Genomic DNA, 20181 nt, shown 5'->3' on the forward strand with positions numbered 1-20181 from the left:
CAAAGAAGGATGAATGATGTGTGGATTCTGCATCTCAATCGTTTATAATTATAAATTAGATACACCTGTTGGCAGCTGCTGCCCAGTAACACGAGGAGGTTAAGTAATGCCTAGACCGGGAGGAGCAGGACTCTTATCCGAAAAGAAGAAGCTCAGTCTTACCGCGCTGCTGATCGGTCTGGTAACACTGGTGGTTCTCCTGACATCTACGATCCTGCTTACCGCTTCATATCAATCGAAAAAAAGATCATTGATCAAAACAACGCTGAATCTGAACCTTGTCAATGCCGAAAGAATGAGCCAAACGATGGATTCTCTCTTCCGCTCCATGCGCAGCTCCCTTGAATTCAGCGCGTATAGACTGTCGCACGGAGTGAAGCCTGAAGAAATTAATAATTATCTTGAGTTAATGCGCAACAGCAGCAACTATTTTAATTCGATTCTCCTGGTAGGTGAAAATGGCATTATCCGCAACACCTCACCGGCAACACTTGGACTAGCCGGCAAAAAAGTTGATTCTCCGTGGGCGCTCGAAGCGTTGCGCCTGAAGAGCCCCTATCTTTCCGAACCCTATACAGCCCCCTCTACCGGCAGAATGATTGTGTTCATGAGTGAGCCGCTGTACGACAAAGACCAGCATTATCTGGGGCAGCTTGGCGGAACAATCTATCTGCAGAATCATAATATCCTGAATATGATTTTTGGCGGCAATAACGATGTTGATGCTGAAGGCTCCTATTATTACATTGTGAGCGCTGACGGGCATTTGCTGTTTCACCCTGATAAAGAGCGCATTAATGAGGATGTCAGTGCAAACAAGGTTGTGCAAGAATTGATTGAAGGAAAAAGCGGACAAATGCAGGCGGTGAATGTTCGAGGCATCCCGATGCTGGCCGGTTATTCCAAAGTTACGTCGAATGGCTGGGGAGTTGTGGTGGTTTCGCCTGTGAGCGTCATCCAGGATGAATTACAGAGCCACCTCCGCATAACAATCGCCTATACCATAATTCCTTTTGTGATCCTGCTGCTGCTTGTGATTCTGCTGGCTCATCAATTGGCCAAGCCGTTCGTGATGCTAGCGGACCTGATGAGCAGGGTAGGCAAAGAAAAAATGGAGCTTCCTGAGCTAAAGCCGCATTGGAATCGGGAAGCAGACCTGCTGACCCAAGCGGTTGCCATTGCCTGGAGTGATGTTCAGAAGCAGACGAGCCAACTGACCCAGGAAGCGATGACGGATCTTCTGACCGGACTTGCGAACCGGAGATCGGTTGAAGTCACGATGAATCAATGGATCGCCGCACAGTTTTCCTTCTCTGTCATTGCGCTGGATGTGGACAAGTTCAAATTCGTGAATGACACTTATGGCCATCTTGCAGGGGATGAGGTATTGAAGCAGGTAGCCGGAATCCTGACGTCTAGCGTTCGCCCAGGCGATGTCTGCTGCCGTTACGGCGGGGAGGAGTTCGTGGTGCTGCTTCCGCGCACCAAAGCTGCAGATGCGTATCTCGTTGCGGAGCGAATTCGCAAAACGCTGGAAGGAAGTGCCGGTCCGCTGGCGATGAAGGTTACTTCATCGCAGGGAATTGCGCATTTTCCTACCCACGGAAATTCCCGCGAGGAGCTGCTGGAGCAGGCGGACCAGGCCATGTATATGGCCAAGGGCATGGGCAGGAACCGGACGGTCATTGCTGGTGATTAGGACTTAGGTGCATCTTCCCTTGTGGAGGATGCTTTTTTTTTGGGACAAGGCCGGAAGAAAAAATCATTCACCTGGGCATGAGCGGATACATATCCTATCGTAGAACGAGAATAAGGTTTTTGCAGAAGGGATGGATTGCCCGGTGACTTTATATATGGATTACAAATCACCCAATACACAGTTTGCTTTTGATGTGAACAGCAATACAACGTTTCGGAAGGATGCCTGCAATTATATCAATACGTTATCGGTTAATGAGCTCAACACGCTGGAGAATACATCCCTGCTTGATATTTTTCTCAGCAAATCCAATGTGGTTGAACCGCATTATCATCAAAATGCCGCCGAACTGGTCTATTGCATCTCCGGCGAGGCTGTAGTCTCATTGATCAACCCGTTTACGAATGAGCTGCTGCATTTCCCCATCTGCCCTGGACAAGTGGCGAATGTGCCGCAGGGCTGGTGGCATTATGAGGTTGCCACTGTAGACTGCACCCATTTGCTGGCGATTTTCAATGCTCCAGTTCCTGAGGTCATTCTAGGCTCGGATCTGCTGACCCTTACACCAACGAATGTTCTTGCGCACACCTATTGTCTGAATGAGGCCAAAGTGAAGGATACGCTGGCTCCAGTGCAGCCCGGCACGTTTATTGGACCGCCTGCGGACTGCTGCAAACCCGGCAAGACTGCAGGGGCAAATGCCGAACATCCTAATTCTATGCCTCCATATATGTATCCGCAGTCGCCGCAGATGCTCCAGTCCTACGGTTACCAGCCAGCTGATCCCTCGCCGGGCTATTATGGTCAGCCGTATGTCCAGCAGTACCGGCAACAGCCCTATGTTCAGCCCTATCCCGGTACGCAGACTTCAGTCGATCCCTCCGGTAATATATAGGAGTAAACCGTAACTACTATTACTTACAATTGCTTTGATCTAATGATACAGGTTGCTTTCCATCAATGTCTGTGTAGCCATAATCAATGGCAATTTGTGCGGCAGTCATTTTGGAACCACTTTTGTTCAAAATATTCTTATCAGAAGCCAATGCTACAATTGCCATACCTATGAATTCAGGAGATTCAGAATTGCTTAAATTAAAATATTCTGATGCTTTTAAAACAGACTCAGTTCTAACAAGTCCAGGGTAGATTGTAACTACACTGATATTATTTTCTTTCAATTCATATGCCATAGTTTCTGTTAATTTATTGGTTGCTGATTTCGCCATTCCATAAGAAACTCCCATATCATTTCTTTCTGCCGCCCAAAAAGAAATATTTACAATTAATCCAGTTTTATTTTTTATCATATGTGGAATAGAATAACAACTTGTAACAAAATGTGCCCTAACACCAGATGTAAACATTTTATCAAAGCGACTTAATGGAGCAGTCCAAAACCCATTCTCTGTCCAAAATGGTGTTCCATCATTATAGTATTCATACCCACCCCATACATTATTTACAAGGATATCAATTTTCCCTTGTTCTGCAATTATCCTCTCTATCACAGCTTTGGTTTGTTCATCATCAGTGTGGTCGCATTTAATCCCATATCCAATACCATTATTATCCCGTATCTCTTTTTCAGTTGATGAAATACATCCACCGAGATTGACTGCACCTTGGTATTCAAATTCTGTTCTTCCAGTAAAATAAACGATTGCACCAGCCTTCGCAAGAGCTATCACAATTCCTTTGCCTATACCTCTGGTTGCTCCTGTTACCAATACTACTTTTCCGTTAATCTTTTGCATAAAATTAAATCCCTCCTATTGAAATTCGAGTTTTCATTATGCGAAGGAACATATGTTCTATAGTAGTATAACATATCTTGTAAATAAACATCCTATTTACGAAAACCACTTTGATAAAAAATAGCCACCCAGGGATGCTCCTGGGTGGCTAAGTACTGATTAATAATTGTCGGGTGGAGTACTTAATCTTGTTTTAAGACAGACGGACAAGCACCCGCCCTCTTGTACCCGACTTAAGAATATCCTCCAGAGCAGATGGCAGCTCAGACAAGGGGATCTCACGGTCTACAAGAGCTTCGAGTGAATCAGGCTTCAGATCCGTAGCCATCCGCCCCCAAATTTTCATCCGCAGCTCCATAGGACAGGAAACGGAATCAATGCCAAGCAGATTTACACCGCGCAGGATAAAAGGAAGCACAGTCGTCGGAACCGCTGTTCCGGCGGTTAGACCGCTGGCGGCAACCGAGCCGCCATAGGCGATCTTGCTCAGCACCGCCGCAAGCGGAGCACCGCCAACAGAATCAACAGCCGCCTGCCATAGCTGCTTGTCGAGCGGCTTGCCTGCACCGCCGCTGACGTCCTCGCGGGAGAGGACCTCGGCAGCGCCCAAAGCCTGCAAATAACCGGCTTCTTCTGTTCTGCCGGTGCTGGCGGCCACGTGGTAGCCTTTCTTGGCGAGCATTGCGACTGCCGAGCCGCCGACGCCGCCAGTCGCACCGGTAACGAGCACTTTGCCTTTATCCGGCGCGGCCCCGTGATCCTCCAGCGCCTGAATGGACAAGGCGGCGGTGAAGCCGGCTGTGCCGTAGATCATCGCCTCCCTCAGCGTAAGCCCTTCCGGCAGAGGGACGACCCATTCCGCAGGTATCCGTGCGTATTCGCTGAAGCCGCCGAAATGGGACACGCCGATGCCGTAGCTGGTGGCGATTACTGACTGTCCTTCGTGAAACCGTGGATCGGCAGAGGATACAACGGTTCCCGACAAATCAATTCCCGGAATAAAGGGATAATTGCGCAGGATGTTTCCGTTCGGGATGCTCGCTAATCCGTCCTTATAGTTGACACTGGAATAGGCAACCTGGATTAATACTTCTCCGGCGGGCAATTCCGCTAACGTTACAGGCTTAACTGCAACGGAAAAGGTCTCGGATTTGTCCACGACCAAAGCTTGAAAATGTTCTGGCATAGAAGATTCTCCTTTTTAACGGCTATAATATTTGTAGCTAAGTTATATAATATTTATTCTGACCGGTCAACTTTTTATTGTCCATGATATAATATACATTATTTCTTTAAAAGTGGAGGCCCTATGGTTCGTTACAAGAAATCCGAGGAGAAACGCAAACAGATTCTATTCGCTGCTTTTCAGGCATTATCCGAGCTTGGATATGATTCCGTGACCCTGCAGACGATTGCCGATCATGCCGGGGTCAGCAAGGGCGTTGTGCATTATTATTTTGACAATAAGGAAGCGGTGCTTGTGGAGCTGCTGGAATGGCTGACCGGCAAAATATCGGCCAAAGAGCAGGCGGCGGTTCAGGAGCAGCAGACAGCAGCCGGCAAGCTTACTGCGTATATCGACTCCGTTTTTGCCGGACCGGCAAAGAACCGTTCTTTTTACCGGGTGTACCTGGATTTCCTGTCCAGAGCGAGCCGGATTCCGGTGTACCGGGAGATTAACCAGCGTTTCTACGACAACTGCGCACGGATAAGCACGGAGGTGCTGACAGCGGGCCAGCAGGAGGGGGTCTTCGCCAAAGAGCTGTCCCCGGACACCACCGCGCCCGTGATCCGCGCGATTATCGACGGCTGCCTGATTCAGTGGCTGATGACCGACAATGACGATTTGCATGCTGTATTTAAGGAGTCTTGTTATGCTGCGGTTATGAAAATGCTTAGTGTGTGAAGAACGCCTGATCCAAGCTGGATACCTAAGTGTGCAGGTTGGCTGCTAGAGATACGATTATGTATAAATTGTGAACTGTAGTATATTGAATATAGAACGGTCTGATGAAAGGGGCTTGCTCTATGTCAATTGCGACAACGATGATTATCCGGCTGGAAATCCGCAAGTCGGTTGCGGCCTTTGGCGATGTGGTGTCGAAGCTGGCAGCCGTCGGAGGTGATATTGTGGCCATAGACGTAATCCGTGCAGGTAAGGATGTGACGACACGGGATATTACGGTTAACGTCCAGGATGCCGCAAACGAAAAGATTGTCACGGTACTCACGGCTATGACGGGGATTAAGGTAATCAATGTATCGGACCGGACCTTTCTGGCGCACATCGGCGGGAAAATTGAAGTTACACCCAAGATGCCGATCAAAAACCGTGAGGACCTGTCACTGGTATACACGCCCGGTGTGGCCCGCGTATGTATGGCGATTGCCGAGGACCCGGGAAAAGCCTATTCGCTTACGATGAAAAGAAATACAGTGGCTGTTGTTACCGATGGAACCGCTGTGCTGGGTCTGGGCGATATCGGGCCGGAGGCGGCAATGCCGGTGATGGAGGGCAAGGCAATGCTGTTCAAGCAATTGGCCGATATCGATGCTTTTCCCCTGTGTCTGAATACCAAAGATCCGGAGGAAATCATCCGCATTGTGAAAGCGGTTTCTGCTGGTTTTGGCGGGATCAATCTTGAAGATATCAGCTCACCACGCTGCTTTGAAATTGAGCGGCGGCTGTCTGCCGAGCTGGATATTCCAGTATTTCATGACGATCAGCACGGGACTGCGGTTGTCGCTTTAGCCGGTCTATTAAATGCCCTCAAAGTGGTGAACAAAGCTATAGAGACATGCCGAATCGTCGTTGTCGGCGTTGGAGCTGCGGGAGTTTCCATCTGCCGTTTGCTGCTGGCGGCGGGGGCGCAGAAGATTTATGCCGTTGACCGGGAGGGTATTCTCAGCAGTAGGCAAGCTTACGATAATGCCGAGTGGAGCTGGCTAGCCGGGGCAACTAACCCCGAAGGGCTGACAGGAGGGTTGACCGAAGCTATTCGGGAGGCAGATGTGTTCATTGGAGTTTCCAGCGGTGGCATATTGAGTATCAGTCAGCTCCAGAGCATGGCGAAGGGCAACATTGTGTTTGCCATGGCCAACCCCATCCCCGAGATTGAACCGGAGCTGGCTGAACCTTATGTCCGTGTGCTGGCAACCGGAAGAAGCGATTATATGAACCAGATTAATAATGTGCTGTGTTTTCCGGGTATTTTTCGCGGTGCACTGGATTGCCGGGCGAAGGAGGTAAACCTGGAAATGAAGCTGGCAGCAGCGCAAGCGATCGCCTCGGTTGTCCACCCGGACGAACTGAATGAGCAGTATATCATCCCGAGTATTTTTAACGAAAAGGTGGTTGAACAGGTGCGCAAGGCTGTCATTCATGCTGCAATTGCAACGGATGTAGCCCGGCGGATTCCACCGGATATATCCGAATGAACCTATAAACAGATAAGACAAATGAACCTGCGGCCACCCGGCTTGCGGGTCTTTGCTTTTCGATGCTTCCCGCTGACGGAACAGCAAAGTGAAAAGTGTTGCTGTACCTTTGGAACTTAAAAATATACAATGGGCTGTAACTATTGCATTTCTTGGGGGAGGAGCCATGTACAGCAGAATTCATATTCTTGGAGCTTCAGGAGCTGGGACAAGTACACTGGGCCGGGCTTTAGCGGGCAGGCTGTCATATGCGCATTTGGATAGTGACGATTATTTTTGGAAGCATAAATATACGGAGCAAACAGAAATTACAGAGAGGCTAAGCAGAATCAAGCATGATTTGGACACCCGGGAGCCGTGGATTTTGTCCGGTGCGGTCTGCGGCTGGGGAGATGGGCTGCGTTCCAGCTTTGACCTGGTGGTATTTCTGTGGATTCCTCCGGAGATTCGCCTGGCGCGTTTGAGAGCAAGGGAGTACGGGCGGTATGGGAAGGAAATTCTGCCGGGTGGAAGCCAGTTCGAGGCTACGCAGGCTTTTATGGAATGGGCGGCTTTATATGAGACAGCGGGGCCTGAGGTGAGAAGCCGGGTGCTGCATGAGGAATGGATGTCCGGCCTTGAGTGTCCTGTGCTGAGACTTGAAGACGATTTGACCGTTGAGGAGCGCGTTCAAGCGGTGCTGACGGAAATGTCTACAACCAACCAGAAAGCGAGACGAACATAAATGGTAATCATTAAAGAAATCGAAGCGGATTCACTAGCCGCATTGAACATGCTGTACGAAGAACTTACGGGCAGACTCACAGATCCCCAGAAGCTGGAGGCGGCGTTTCAGACAATCAAGGCGGACAGCCGGTACATATTGTTGGGTGCTTTTGTAGAGGGGGAGCTGCTGGGTTCAATGATGGGAATTGTCTGTCAGGATCTCGTCGGTGATTGCCGCCCGTTTATGGTGATAGAAAATGTGGTCGTCTCCTCCCGGGCGCGCCGTCAGGGGTTAGGTAAAAAGCTGATGACCGCCCTTGAAGAGATCGCTCACGAAAGAGATTGTTACTATATCATCTTTGTTTCCGGTGAGAAACGGAAGGAAGCGCATGTCTTTTATGAGGCAATGGGCTACCGTGAAGAAAAAGTGGAGGGCTACCGCAAGCATTTAAGCTCGCATTAACACGCCTGCAATTCTTACTACCCTGTACCCGCACAAAATGTGTGTGTAATCACGGCTACCGCTTCCTTGTACAGGTTAGAATAATGGGGCATTCCCGGAGGGTTTTCAGGTGAAAATTGGAAGATATACATTTAGGCTGCGAACAACAATTACGTTGATGATCTGTGCAGTGCTTGTTTTAATGCTGCTGGTGGTCTATGTGCTATTTGGGATGAAGGTCTCCTCGCAGACTCAAGCCGCGCTGGAGCAAAAGGCAGTCACCTTGTCCCGTACGCTGTCCCGCACACCGCTGATTATTGAATCCCTGACGAATTCACACACCTCACCCGAATTGCAAAGCTACACCGAGGACATTCGGACGTTGAACCATGTGGAGTTTGTGGTTGTCATGAATATGAAGGCAATCCGTTTGTCCCATCCGGACAAGGCAAAAATCGGGAAGCATTTCAGCGGCGGCGATGAAGCGGCAGTTCTGCAGGGACAGGAGAGCATATCTGAAGCTGAGGGATCTATGGGTGAGTCCGTGAGAGCGTTCTCGCCTGTATTCGCCGCAAGCGGGGAGCAGGTGGGGGCGGTGGCGGTAGGAATCTCATTAGGAAAAGTTAAGCTTGCCGTAAAAGAGAACGAGAGCATTCTGTATTGGGGAATTCTTATCGGCAGTGTGATCGGTGCTGCGGGAGCATACCTGCTGGCCCGTACCATCAAAAAGCTGATGTTTGGCATGGAGCCTGCGGCTATTGCCAAGCTGCTTGAGGAGCGGAGCTCCATGCTTCAATCTCTGCGGGAGGGGGTCATCGCAGTTGATCAACACTCCCGTATCACCTTGATCAATAGGGAAGCCAAGCGGTTGCTTGCTGTAATGGGCCTGCAGGAGGAGCCGCTTGAACAGCCGGTGGAGAAATATTGGCCCCTGCTGCGGATGAATCATGTCCTTGAGACCGGCGATGCCATCCAGGATCTTGAAGTGGAGCATAACGGGGTCACTGTACTCGCAAATGTTGTGCCTATCCGTGTAAACGGTACAGTAGAGGGGGCCATCGCCACGTTCCGCGACAAGACGGAGATCAGTCTGCTGATGGAACGTCTCACTGGCATTTCTCAGTATGCCGAAGCCTTGCGTGCTCAGGCGCATGAGTTCATGAATAAGCTGCATGTCATTCTGGGATTAAACCATATGCGCCGGTATGATCGTCTGGAGGAGTACATTACCAGTACGGTCACCACGACACAGACGGAGATGGGAGCTGTTGTCAGACAAATAAAAGACCCTGTAATGGCTGGATTCCTGCTGGGCAAGCTGAGCCGGGCCAGAGAAGCAGGCATTCGGCTGATGCTGCTTGAGGATGGAGTTCTGCCGGAGCCGAGCGATCCGGAGCAATCCCGCCAGCTGATCACGATTGTGGGCAATCTGCTGGATAATGCGATGGAAGCGCCCGAAGGGACGGGAAGCAAATGTATTCACGTCGGTTTTCAGTTTCAGGATAATACGCTTATTGTTACTGTCAGTGATAACGGCAGCGGCGTACCTCCTGAGTGTGAGCCATTTATATTTCATCAGGGCTATTCGACAAAAGGAAATGACCGGGGCATCGGCTTGTACCTGGTTGAGAGGAGTCTTAAAAAAATGGGCGGTACGATTGTATGCGAAACAGGCAAAGGAGAAGGAACCCGGTTCACAGTTAGTTTACCTTATCAAGCGAAGAGTGATGGACAATGATAAACGTACTGATCGTAGAAGACGATCCGATGGTAGCAGAGATGAACAAATTCTATCTGGAACAGGTGGAGGGCTTCCGGTGCGCAGGTTGGGCCAGATCCGCAGACGAGGCTATGGATCAATTGGCGGAGCGGTCCTTTGAGCTGATCCTGCTGGATATTTACATGAAGGAGAGCAACGGCCTTGAGCTGCTGTCATCTATCCGCAGGAGCAGTATCCGAATAGATGTCATTGTTATTTCAGCCGCCAGTGATAAAGACAGCATCCGGGATGCGCTCCAGAACGGCGCTGTAGATTACCTTATCAAGCCGTTTGAGTTCGAACGCTTGCGTGCCGCGCTGTCGGCTTACAGGGAGCAGCATTATCTGTTCCGCAGCCATGATTCGCTGGACCAGTCTGAACTCGACAAGCTGACCGGCTACAGGAAAGGGGAGTCTGCGGCCCAGGAATTATCAAAGGGTTTTACCCGCAATACACTTCGGGCTGTCTGGAAAGCGGTGGAGACCTGCAATGCAGCTAGCTTCTCTACCGAAGAGATTGCGGCGTTAACCGGAATTTCGCGTGTTTCGGTTGGCAAATACCTTGCCGGACTGGTGGACATGGGGGCTCTTGATTGTGATATTACCTATGGCACCGTAGGAAGACCTGTACAGCGATACCGGATATCTCCCCGGGGAAGCTCAGTAATTTCTAAATTCATATAACCTTAGGGGCCGCAGACCGTCAATTCCTGATTTTAGGGAGTTGGCGGTTTTTGCATGTCTATTTTGATAGCGCTTACTTTAATAATTTACATAATTCAATCAATATTTACGGAAAAACAAAAGCGCTTTCATTTGCGCTACTATAGGGCTGTAGACGAAATTAGGAGGTAATGCATAATGCAAAAAGTGGTTCAACCCCCTGCCGCGGAAAGGGACACAAGCACGTCCTTTACGGCAAACGAAGGATTTCTGCAGAAGCTGAAACAACTAAAGGTAGGTGTCATTCCCCTTCCGCTTTACGTAATTATAGCTCTTATTATTTATGCAGCAGCAGTAACCGGGAACCTTCCCAACGACATGATCGGCGGATTTGCAGTGATTATGGTTCTGGGAATCCTGCTGAGTGACCTGGGCTTCAAGCTTCCGATTCTCAAAAGCATTGGCGGTCCCGCCATCCTGGCTCTGATGGTTCCCTCGTTCATGGTGTTCTGGAATGTCATCAGCCCGGATGCGCTCGCCTCAGTCAAAACATTGATGAAAACCTCAAACTTTCTGTACCTGTACATCTCCTGTCTGGTAGCCGGCAGTATACTGGGCATGAATCGGAAGACCCTGATCAACGGTGTTGTGAGAATTTTCATTCCGATGGTGGTCGGGACCGTAGCCGCGATTGGAGCGGGTATCGCCGTTGGGCTGATGTTCGGCTACAGTCTGCATCACACGATCTTTTACATTATTGTTCCAATCATCTGCGGGGGGATCGGCGAAGGTATTCTTCCGCTGTCCATTGCTTACTCCCAAATTGTTGGCGGAGAATCGGGAGCCTTTGTTGCGCAAATGATTCCGGCTGCCATTATCGGGAACATTGTGGCGATCATTGGAGCCGGACTGCTTAAGAAGCTGGGTGAAAAGAAAACATCCTACTCAGGCAACGGCATGCTGGTGAAGGAGAAGGATGGAGAGAAGCTTGGCGGAGGAAGCTATGAGGATAAGCCGGTGGTATTCCCGCTCATGGGCGCCGGATTATTGGTAGCCTGCGGATTGTTCATCTTTGGCAGCCTTGCTTCGAAGGTTGTAGGCATTCCCGGACCTATCCTGATGATCTTCACTGCGGCGTTGATCAAATGCTTCAAGGCGATGCCGGAAAAAATTGAGCAAGGCGCGTTCCAAATGTACAAATTCGTCTCCACCAGTCTGACCTGGCCGCTTATGGTGGGGCTTGGCATGCTGTACGTACCGCTTAACGACGTGGCTGCCATCATCTCCATTCCATATATTCTGACCTGTGCGTCGGTTATTGTAGCGATGATTATCTCCGGCTTCTATGTCGGCAGGCTCATTCGAATGTATCCGGTTGAAGCTGCCATTGTGACAGGCTGCCGGGGGGGACTGGGCGGAACCGGTGACGTGGCAATCCTGTCTGCAGCCGGGCGTATGGAGCTGATGCCTTTCGCCCAGATCTCCACACGCATTGGAGGAGCAGTTACGGTTATACTTGCGACGCTGCTGCTATCGGTGTGGCATTAACAATTATTAGCAGGAAAAAGTGCTTTTTACGGAGGAGAAGAGGAGATGTTGTGTCCATTAATGATCTGAAGCACATCAGTATCCCGATTAGGATTTTATATCCTTGCTAGAGTACTTTTTTCAGTGATATGATTCAAATTATTGAAACGGAATGAAAAAAACGCATTTCAGTTAGCAGGAGGAAAAATGATGACAATTATGGATGAAGTTATGGATGAAGTTATGGGGCTGCATCTGGGAGGCAAACTTTCAACCGGGCTGAAAAAACCGATTCAGTCGATGGAGGATCTCTCCAAAGTGTATACGCCTGGTGTCGCCAGAGTATGCCAAGCCATCGCTGGAAATGAAGATTTAGCCTATGAATATACAATTAAGAAGAACATGGTTGCTGTTGTCAGCGATGGCACTGCCGTGCTTGGTCTCGGCGACATTGGTCCAAAGGCTGCAATGCCGGTTATGGAGGGCAAAGCTGTGTTGTTCAAACAATTTGCTGGCGTGGATGCTTTTCCAATTTGCCTGGACTCGAAGGACACGGAAGAGATTATTACCATTATTAAAGCGCTCGCGCCTACATTCGGCGGCATTAATCTGGAGGATATCTCCTCCCCGCGCTGCTTCGAGATCGAAGCAAGGTTGAAGAAGGAGCTGGATATTCCGGTCTTTCACGATGATCAGCACGGGACGGCAATCGTAGTGCTGGCGGGAATTCTGAATGCGCTCAAGGTCTGCAAGAAAGACATCAAAACCGCGAAGATCGTAGTGAACGGTATTGGAGCAGCCGGTATAGCCGTATCCAAGATGCTGCTGCATGCCGGAGCCGTGAATCTGATCGGTGTGGACCGTCAGGGGGCGATCAGCCGGACTGTGGAATACGACAAGACGCATTGGAGTGAATTTGCACAGATTACGAATCCGAATCTGGAAACGGGCTCACTGTCCGAGGTTATCAAAGGCGCCGATGTCTTTATCGGAGTTTCTGCACCGGGAATCCTGAAGCTCAGCGATGTGCAAAGTATGGCCGCCGACCCGATTGTGTTTGCGATGGCGAATCCTACACCTGAGATTGATCCTGAAATTGCTGCGCCTTACGTCAAGGTCATGGCGACCGGACGCTCTGATTATCCGAACCAGATCAATAACGTCCTTTGCTTCCCGGGAATATTCCGCGGAGCGCTTGACTGCGGGGCTACGGAGATCAATGAGGATATGAAGCTGGCGGCAGCCGAAGCAATCTCTTCAGTAATTCCTGCAAGCGAGCTGCGAACAGACTATATTATGCCCGATGCGTTCGACACACGTGTAGTGGAGCGTATCCGTGAAGCTGTGATCCGGGCTGCGGTCAATAGCGGTGTGGCGAGAATAATTAAATAGAGACTCCAGTCAGCTTAGATAAATAGAGAGAATACAAAAAATATAAAATGATGTCGGTGATTAAATAGGGGGCAAAGTATGAAGTCAGCGAAGAGTGTATACCGTTTTGATGAAGGTTCTTTATCGATGAAGGCTTTGCTTGGGGGAAAAGGGGCCAATTTGGCGGAGATGACCAGACTTGGCCTTCCCATCCCTGCCGGATTTACGGTTACTACGGAAGTCTGTGCAAGGTATCAGGCCAGCGGCAACCTGTCCGAAGAGACATTTGAGGAGATTTGCGCCGTACTCAGCGATTTGGAGAATAAGCAGTCGGCATGGTTTGGACACTCTGATAGTCCATTGCTGGTGTCTGTCCGTTCAGGCTCGGTAACGTCGATGCCGGGAATGATGGACACAATTCTGAACTTGGGTCTGAACGATTTCACGGTTCAAGGACTTGCCGAGCAAACAGGCAATGAAAGATTTGCATACGATTGCTACCGCAGGTTCATCCAAATGTTCGGAGAAGTGGTACTGGGCATCCCGGCCCTTCATTTTGAGCATGCCCTTGAGCAAATGAAGAAAGATGAGAACTGCACCAGTGATCAGGAGGTAAATGCGGAGCAATGGAAAAAGCTTGTTCTGCGTTACCACTGGCTGGTTGAAGCACAGACAGGCAAGGCGTTTCCGCAGGATGTATATGTGCAGCTCAGAATGGCGGTTGGCGCAGTATTCAAAAGCTGGAACAATGTCCGCGCCAAAGTGTACCGGAAATTATACAATATTCCTAATGAGCAGGGAACGGCTGTCACTGTACAGGCTATGGTATTCGGCAACCGGGGCGATGACTCTGGGACAGGCGTGCTTTTCACAAGAAACCCTTCCACTGGCGACAAAGAAATATACGGTGAATATTTAATGAATGCCCAGGGAGAGGATGTAGTGGCCGGAGTCCGCACACCGCGCAGTATTATTGAGCTGAAGGAGGATTTGCCGGAGATCTATGCCCAGCTGGCTGCTGTTGCAGAACAATTGGAAGCGCATTATCTGGATATGCAGGATATTGAATTTACCGTCGAGAACAGGCAATTGTATGTGCTGCAGACCCGCAGCGGCAAACGTACCGCACAAGCTGCGGTTAAAATCGCTGTCGCTTTGGTTGAAGAGGGACTTCTGACAAAGGAAGCGGCGGTTAGCCGGATTGAAGCGGGACATCTGGATCAGCTGCTGCACCGCTCAATTGACCGGCAGGCGCAGCTTCAGGTTATTGCCACAGGTCTGCCGGCTTCACCTGGAGCGGCATCCGGTGTCATCGCACTGGATGCGCAAACTGCGGAAAGCTTGGCGCGTGAAGGAAAGAAAGCCCTTCTGGTCAGTCTGGAAACCTCCCCTGAGGACATTCAAGGCATTCTTGCTGCCCAGGGGATATTGACAGGAAGAGGAGGAATGACCAGCCACGCAGCGGTTGTAGCCAGAGGTATGGGCAAGCCTTGTGTCTGTGGCTGCGACGGCTTGTCCATAGATCTGGAGCATCGCTCAGTGACTGTAGGCGGTCTAACCTTCCACGAAGGAGACAGCCTTTCCATTGATGGAGCAACAGGCCAGGTTTTCTCAGGGATTGTATCCCTTACGGAGCCGGGGATCACACCGGAGCTGCTGACGCTGCTGGAATACGCCGACGAGATCCGTGAGCTGAAAATATACAGCAATGCTGATACACCCGCAGATGCCGCTAAAGCGCGTGAATGGGGTGCAGAAGGGATCGGTCTATGCCGGACGGAGCATATGTTTTTCTCGGATATCCGGCTGCCGGTTGTGCAAGCCATGATCCTTGCGGGCAGCAAGGAGGAAAGAATTCAAGAGCTGAGCAAAATCATGCCTATGCAGCAAGCAGACTTCGAGGCGATCTTCGAAGCGATGGATGGATTGCCGGTTACAATCCGATTGCTGGACCCTCCACTGCATGAGTTTTTGCCTAATCAGGAGCATCTGGTGAAGCAGATCCGTGAATTGGAGACCGCAGGGGCAGGGGCTGATGATGAGCGCGAGCGGCTTAAGGCTACTCTGGCCAAAGTCCGTACTCTTCAGGAGCGCAATCCAATGCTGGGGCTTCGCGGCTGCCGTCTTGGCGTTCTTTTTCCGGAAATATACGATATGCAGATTGAAGCGATCTTCAAAGCGGCCAAGGCGGTTCTTGGGAGAAGAATCGAGGTACGCCCGGATATTATGATCCCATTGGTGGGGCATGCCAATGAGCTTCAGACCCTTAGAAAACTGGTGGATGATGTGGCAAGACAAGTGCTTTTTGGAGAGCATAAGGACCTTCAGTACAAGGTTGGAACCATGATTGAAGTGCCAAGAGCGGCTATCGTTGCCGATAAAATTGCTGAACATGCGGATTTCTTCTCCTTTGGCACCAACGATCTGACCCAAATGACCTTCGGCTACAGCCGGGACGATGCGGAAGAGAAATTCTTGAACAGCTATCTGGAGCAGCAGATTTTGCCGTCCAATCCGTTTCAAAGTCTGGATGAAGAAGGCGTAGGCGAGCTTATTAAATGGGCTGTAGCCAAGGGCAAGTCGAAGAAATCCTTCCTCAAGACCGGAATTTGCGGTGAGCATGGCGGAGATATGCAGTCCATCGTCTTTTGCCAGCAGGCCGGACTGGATTATATCAGCTGCTCCCCGTATAGAGTTCCTTATGCCCGGATTGCGGCTGCGCAGGCAGTGCTTGCTTCCCGGAAAGCGGAATCGCAATGATGACGCCGCAGGAGATTTATGTCTGCTCTGATTCTGTCGGGGAAACCGGAGATACGGTTATAAAAGCGGCTTTGCGGCAGTTTGACATTCGGGCAGTGGGGATCAAGCATTTCCGGCGTATCTCAAGCGAGCAGGAAATCCGGGAAATTGTGGAGCTTGCCGCACTGTCGCAATCCATCATTGTGTACACCCTTGTGGAGACGTCATTGCGGGAGGCCATTCAGCTTCAGAGCGCGTATCATCATGTTCAAGCCGTAGATATTATGGGACCTGTCATTGAAGCCATCAGTGGCGCTTTTCATAATCCTCCGCTGCTTAGACCTGGCCGCCGCCATGAGCTGGATGCAGCGTATTACAGCAGAATTGAAGCGATAGAGTTCGCTGTAAAATATGATGACGGGCGTGACGCGCGCGGAATAGGGCTGGCAGATATTGTGCTCATTGGCGTGTCGAGAACCTCCAAAACACCGCTGAGCATGTATCTGGCATATAAAGGCTACAAGGTGGCCAACTGGCCGTTAACCCTGCATGCCCCGACGCCTCCAGAGATGATGAAGATCCCGCGAAATCGTATATTCGGGCTGACGATGGATTTGGAAGCACTGATTAGAATCCGTACAGAGCGGCTGCGGGCGCTTGGCCTGGGTACGCATGCAGGCTATGCCTCCGAGCTGCAGGTTCTTGAGGAATCTATCCATGCAGATAGCCTTATGAAGCAGCTCGGCTGCGCAGTAATTGACGTGACAAACAGATCCATTGAGGAATCGGCCGGACTGATCCTCGAATCCATTCAGTAATACACGCCCTCTATTTGCCAAAAGACAGCATTCGCTCGTGTGGAGCAGATGCTGTCTTTTGCTTTTCGTATGTTGTGTTTGATAGCTATTTCCGTTGAACTATAGATTTTCATATTGAGGTCTGGTCGTAACTGCGGGGAATGTTTGGACTTCCGGCCGCTGTTGTCTGCAGATTTCTTGATTTATACCGCTTTTCGCGGTTGAAATCCGCAGACAAAGGCGGGCGCTATCGCTCCTCCAGTTCCAAACTTCCCCTCCGTCACTTCTGCCCTTTTATATTTTCTTTAGTTCAAATGATATGACCATCTCGGCAGCAGAAGTCAGCTTCCCGTGCTTTTATAATGTCTGACGCCAATGCGCCAGACGAGCAGGGAAAAGCCCAGAAAGACAGCCCCGGCAGGAAGCGCCATAAGCCCCAGCCATTTCGGATATCCCCAGCCGCAAATGGTGGCTGCGGGATAGAAGCTGATGAACAGGATAGGCAGCACGAAGCTGAACATGGACTTCAGCGCCTTCGGCATGTACGGCTCCGGGCAGCGGGTGATTTGATAGCTGGCATTGGTCAGGATATAGATCCAGTCCAGGCCTTTGATGGTAAAGAAGGCGAGCCCAGAAGTAAGCACGAACACTCCGCAGTACAAGAGGCAGCCTCCTGCCAGCGCCATAAGCAGAATTCCAATCTTCGCGGGTGTAAGGGAAATGCCGAGCTCCGAGAGCGCCCAGAAGACTGCGCAGATTCCTGTAATGGGGCGGACCGCACGGTGAAGATGAAACCGTGAGGCTGCAACCTGGACGAACAAAGAACGGGGGCGGAGCAGCAGCCTGTCGAAGTCACCCGAACGCAGCATCTGCCACGGGAAATAATCAAAGCCGCGGCAGAAGCTCTCCGCGAGTCCGAAGGAGGCTATCGCCAATGCATAGACCAGAATAATATGCGCGACGGTCCACTCCCCGATGTTGCCAAAGCGGGAGAAGAGAAGCACTGTAGAGATTGGGTCCGAGATGACAACAACAAGCACCTGGATCAGCATCAGCCACCAGCCCTTGTATTCCATGCCCGACAGCAGATGCATCCGCAAATATTTGAAATAGATTTTGCCTTCGGCGAGCATATTTCGGTTCAACCTCCCTGCACGATGATGCTTTTTAGTTTATGGTTCATGATGAACCGTCCGGCCACAATGAAGATGGTACTCCACAGCATTTGCATGCCAATTCCGGGCAGGGCCTCCGAGGGAGGAAGGCTTCCTATATATAGCTGCAACGGGATATCGGCGAACCCGCCAAAAGGCTGAAGATAAAGAAAGGTCTGCATAAAATCGGGCCAAAGTCTGAGCGGAAGATATGTCCCGGATAAAATACCGCTGAGCAGCAGCAGAATATATGTTGGCCCGTCGCCCCATGTTACATTTAAGCGTATGGTAGTCACAAACATGGCAAACGCGGAGCACAGAACAAAAGCCATCACAACCGACAGAAGGAAACAGAAAAAGCCAAGGGCAGAAGCAGGGCTGCCCAGCGCGTAGCCGGCAGGCATTAGCAGTCCGACAGCAATGGTTGCCAGGCTGCGGACCCAGGAGGTTCCAAGCTTGCCTGCCGAGCTTTTGACGAACCAGTGCGTATACAGATTCATCGGACGGCACAGTTCCACGCCAACATCGCCGTTGTTGATTTTGCCCATAATCTCGCTGTCAATGCTCATCGTCTGCAATACAAACAGCCCTTGGGCCAGCCACACATAGGATATTGTTTGCGTGAGGCTTAAGCCGTTGTTATTCCACGCCCCGTTATCGCTGTATGTATAAAACACGGTAAACAGCACGCATTCCAGCAATCCCCAGAACACGCTGACAAACACACCTGATATCGCGGAGACACGGTACTGCAGCCCTTCGGCCATACGAATGCGGAAAAGCGAGCCGCAGGCCCTGCAGGTATTTCTGAAGTTCATTTCACACCTCCTAAAAGTTTTGCGAGCATAGGCCTCACTGAAATACTTCGAGCAAAACTGACTTCGTAAGCATATGCTTAAGTTTTGCGAGCATAGGCCTCACTGAAATACTTCGAGCAAAACTCGCTTCGTAAGCATACGCTTAAGTTTTGCGAGCATAGGCCTCACTGAAATACTTCGAGCAAAACTCGCTTCGTAAGCATACGCTTAAGTTTTGCGAGCATAGGCCTCACTGAAATACTTCGAGCAAAACTCGCTTCGTAAGCATATGCTTATACCAGCGACAAGTCGTTGTACATAGCGGCAATCATTGCATCGGTATTCACCTTCATGATCACCTCAGGCGCATATTTATCCTGCAGCCCGGCGAGCTGACCATCATACAGAAGCTGCCCGTGTCCAATGACCATCACCCGCTCGCAGAGCGCTTCAATGTCGTCCATATCATGGGTGGTCAGCACCATCGTTACGCCGTATTTGCGGTTTTCCTCCTTAAGAAAATTGCGCAGCGCAAGCTTGGATACCGCATCGAGGCCGATGGTCGGTTCATCCAGGAATAGGATTTTCGGCCGGTGCAGTAGGGCGGCTACAAGCTCGCAGCGCATCCGCTGTCCCAGCGACAATTGTCTTACAGGTGTTTTTAAAAGCGTTTCCACACCAAGGGTCGCCGTCAGTTCAGATAGCCTTGCTCTGTAATCTCCAGGGGGGATGGCGTAAATATCCTTAAGCACATCAAAAGAATCCGACACCGGCACATCCCACCAAAGCTGTGAACGCTGTCCGAAGACAACGCCGATTTTCGACACATGCTCCACCCGGTTCTTCCACGGAACCTTGCCCATAATTGTGCATTCGCCGCTGTCCGGTGTGAGGATGCCGCTCATCACCTTGACCGTGGTGGATTTGCCGGCCCCGTTCGGGCCGATATAGCCCACAAGCTCGCCTTCGGCAATTTCAAAACCTATCCCGCCGAGCGCCTCCACCTGAGTCACGTTGCGCATAAAAGCGCCCTTCAGCAGACCCCATTTTCCTTCGGGCCGTTTGTACACCTTAAAGCTTTTTCGGATATCATGTAGTCTAATTTGCATCAACAGCACCTCCTTCGTGCAGAAGATCATAACACTAATCTGTAGAGTAGATAAAATGGCATTAAGCTTGCCCCTCATCCTTGAACGCTGCCCGAAAAGGGTCGAACATTTATTTTCTTCATTTTCCATAAAAATGCTTGCTATCTTGACATTTCCGTGCTATATTAATTTTATAGTTAGCGCAAGTAAATAGGATTGTTTTTTTACATATGTATCTCATAATTG

At 50.3% G+C, this 20181-nt stretch carries 17 protein-coding genes; 12 read left to right on the forward strand and 5 right to left on the reverse strand.

What is annotated here, in order from left to right; all coding sequences use genetic code 11:
• Window positions 1-106 precede the first annotated feature (106 nt).
• Window positions 107-1699, forward strand: coding sequence for a sensor domain-containing diguanylate cyclase (locus ACX1DY_RS06540; RefSeq protein ID WP_458963370.1), 1593 nt, complete (start codon window positions 107-109; stop codon window positions 1697-1699).
• 154 nt (window positions 1700-1853) lie between these two features.
• Window positions 1854-2594 (forward strand): cupin domain-containing protein, encoded by a 741-nt coding sequence (locus ACX1DY_RS06545; RefSeq protein ID WP_458963371.1) that lies wholly within the window; start codon window positions 1854-1856, stop codon window positions 2592-2594.
• Between the two features lie 19 nt (window positions 2595-2613).
• Here ACX1DY_RS06545 and ACX1DY_RS06550 read toward each other — a convergent pair whose 3' ends face one another.
• On the reverse strand, window positions 2614-3456 hold the full coding sequence (locus tag ACX1DY_RS06550; RefSeq protein ID WP_458963372.1) for an SDR family NAD(P)-dependent oxidoreductase: 843 nt from the start codon (window positions 3454-3456) through the stop codon (window positions 2614-2616).
• Between the two features lie 193 nt (window positions 3457-3649).
• Entirely contained in the window at window positions 3650-4642 is a 993-nt protein-coding gene (locus ACX1DY_RS06555; RefSeq protein WP_458963373.1) for an acrylyl-CoA reductase family protein, read from the reverse strand.
• Window positions 4643-4765: 123 nt separating this feature from the next.
• On the opposite strand from ACX1DY_RS06555, the gene ACX1DY_RS06560 reads away from it, so the two are divergent.
• From ACX1DY_RS06560 to ACX1DY_RS06605, 10 genes are all read left to right on the forward strand, one after another.
• Window positions 4766-5362: a TetR/AcrR family transcriptional regulator gene (locus ACX1DY_RS06560; protein WP_458963374.1), complete on the forward strand. Its 597-nt coding sequence runs from the start codon at window positions 4766-4768 to the stop codon at window positions 5360-5362.
• Between the two features lie 122 nt (window positions 5363-5484).
• A complete protein-coding gene (locus ACX1DY_RS06565; RefSeq protein WP_458963375.1) occupies window positions 5485-6894 on the forward strand; it encodes a malic enzyme-like NAD(P)-binding protein in 1410 nt (469 codons plus the stop codon).
• 166 nt (window positions 6895-7060) lie between these two features.
• Entirely contained in the window at window positions 7061-7618 is a 558-nt protein-coding gene (locus ACX1DY_RS06570) for an AAA family ATPase (RefSeq protein WP_458963376.1), read from the forward strand.
• Window positions 7619-8062 (forward strand): GNAT family N-acetyltransferase, encoded by a 444-nt coding sequence (locus tag ACX1DY_RS06575; RefSeq protein WP_458963377.1) that lies wholly within the window; start codon window positions 7619-7621, stop codon window positions 8060-8062.
• A 109-nt stretch (window positions 8063-8171) separates the two neighbouring features.
• A complete protein-coding gene (dcuS, locus tag ACX1DY_RS06580) occupies window positions 8172-9779 on the forward strand; it encodes a DcuS/MalK family sensor histidine kinase (RefSeq protein WP_458963378.1) in 1608 nt (535 codons plus the stop codon).
• Window positions 9776-10483: a response regulator gene (locus ACX1DY_RS06585; protein ID WP_458963379.1), complete on the forward strand. Its 708-nt coding sequence runs from the start codon at window positions 9776-9778 to the stop codon at window positions 10481-10483. The genes dcuS and ACX1DY_RS06585 overlap by 4 nt, the downstream gene beginning before the upstream one ends.
• Before the next feature lie 177 nt (window positions 10484-10660).
• Window positions 10661-12010: a 2-hydroxycarboxylate transporter family protein gene (locus ACX1DY_RS06590; RefSeq protein ID WP_458963380.1), complete on the forward strand. Its 1350-nt coding sequence runs from the start codon at window positions 10661-10663 to the stop codon at window positions 12008-12010.
• A 189-nt stretch (window positions 12011-12199) separates the two neighbouring features.
• Window positions 12200-13381 (forward strand): NAD(P)-dependent malic enzyme, encoded by a 1182-nt coding sequence (locus ACX1DY_RS06595; protein WP_458963381.1) that lies wholly within the window; start codon window positions 12200-12202, stop codon window positions 13379-13381.
• 78 nt (window positions 13382-13459) lie between these two features.
• The gene (ppdK, locus tag ACX1DY_RS06600) at window positions 13460-16120 is read left to right on the forward strand and encodes a pyruvate, phosphate dikinase (RefSeq protein WP_458963382.1); all 2661 of its coding nucleotides are present in this window, start codon (window positions 13460-13462) and stop codon (window positions 16118-16120) included.
• Complete coding sequence (locus tag ACX1DY_RS06605) at window positions 16117-16917, forward strand: pyruvate, water dikinase regulatory protein (protein ID WP_458963383.1); 801 nt, start codon at window positions 16117-16119, stop codon at window positions 16915-16917. Before ppdK ends, ACX1DY_RS06605 begins: the two co-directional genes overlap by 4 nt.
• Before the next feature lie 320 nt (window positions 16918-17237).
• On the opposite strand, the gene ACX1DY_RS06610 is transcribed toward ACX1DY_RS06605, so the two are convergent.
• The 3 genes from ACX1DY_RS06610 to ACX1DY_RS06620 all read right to left on the reverse strand — a co-directional run bounded on the left by ACX1DY_RS06610 (window position 17238) and on the right by ACX1DY_RS06620 (window position 19956).
• Entirely contained in the window at window positions 17238-18041 is an 804-nt protein-coding gene (locus ACX1DY_RS06610) for an ABC transporter permease (protein WP_458963384.1), read from the reverse strand.
• A complete protein-coding gene (locus ACX1DY_RS06615) occupies window positions 18038-18868 on the reverse strand; it encodes an ABC transporter permease (protein ID WP_458963385.1) in 831 nt (276 codons plus the stop codon). The genes ACX1DY_RS06610 and ACX1DY_RS06615 overlap by 4 nt, the downstream gene beginning before the upstream one ends.
• Window positions 18869-19140: 272 nt before the next feature.
• Entirely contained in the window at window positions 19141-19956 is an 816-nt protein-coding gene (locus tag ACX1DY_RS06620; protein ID WP_458963386.1) for an ABC transporter ATP-binding protein, read from the reverse strand.
• Window positions 19957-20181 lie beyond the last annotated feature (225 nt).

Source organism: Paenibacillus sp. BAC0078 (assembly GCF_054483875.1).

Coding starts and splice junctions, on each gene's coding strand:
- ACX1DY_RS06595 (WP_458963381.1), top strand. CDS start 12,200: ATGACAATTATGGATGAAGTTATGGATGAAGTTATGGGGCTGCATCTG.
- ACX1DY_RS06605 (WP_458963383.1), top strand. CDS start 16,117: ATGATGACGCCGCAGGAGATTTATGTCTGCTCTGATTCTGTCGGGGAA.
- ACX1DY_RS06565 (WP_458963375.1), top strand. CDS start 5,485: ATGTCAATTGCGACAACGATGATTATCCGGCTGGAAATCCGCAAGTCG.
- ppdK (WP_458963382.1), top strand. CDS start 13,460: ATGAAGTCAGCGAAGAGTGTATACCGTTTTGATGAAGGTTCTTTATCG.
- ACX1DY_RS06570 (WP_458963376.1), top strand. CDS start 7,061: ATGTACAGCAGAATTCATATTCTTGGAGCTTCAGGAGCTGGGACAAGT.
- ACX1DY_RS06550 (WP_458963372.1), bottom strand. CDS start 3,456: ATGCAAAAGATTAACGGAAAAGTAGTATTGGTAACAGGAGCAACCAGA.
- ACX1DY_RS06585 (WP_458963379.1), top strand. CDS start 9,776: ATGATAAACGTACTGATCGTAGAAGACGATCCGATGGTAGCAGAGATG.
- ACX1DY_RS06545 (WP_458963371.1), top strand. CDS start 1,854: ATGGATTACAAATCACCCAATACACAGTTTGCTTTTGATGTGAACAGC.
- ACX1DY_RS06575 (WP_458963377.1), top strand. CDS start 7,619: ATGGTAATCATTAAAGAAATCGAAGCGGATTCACTAGCCGCATTGAAC.
- ACX1DY_RS06555 (WP_458963373.1), bottom strand. CDS start 4,642: ATGCCAGAACATTTTCAAGCTTTGGTCGTGGACAAATCCGAGACCTTT.
- ACX1DY_RS06560 (WP_458963374.1), top strand. CDS start 4,766: ATGGTTCGTTACAAGAAATCCGAGGAGAAACGCAAACAGATTCTATTC.
- ACX1DY_RS06620 (WP_458963386.1), bottom strand. CDS start 19,956: ATGCAAATTAGACTACATGATATCCGAAAAAGCTTTAAGGTGTACAAA.
- ACX1DY_RS06540 (WP_458963370.1), top strand. CDS start 107: ATGCCTAGACCGGGAGGAGCAGGACTCTTATCCGAAAAGAAGAAGCTC.
- ACX1DY_RS06615 (WP_458963385.1), bottom strand. CDS start 18,868: ATGAACTTCAGAAATACCTGCAGGGCCTGCGGCTCGCTTTTCCGCATT.
- ACX1DY_RS06590 (WP_458963380.1), top strand. CDS start 10,661: ATGCAAAAAGTGGTTCAACCCCCTGCCGCGGAAAGGGACACAAGCACG.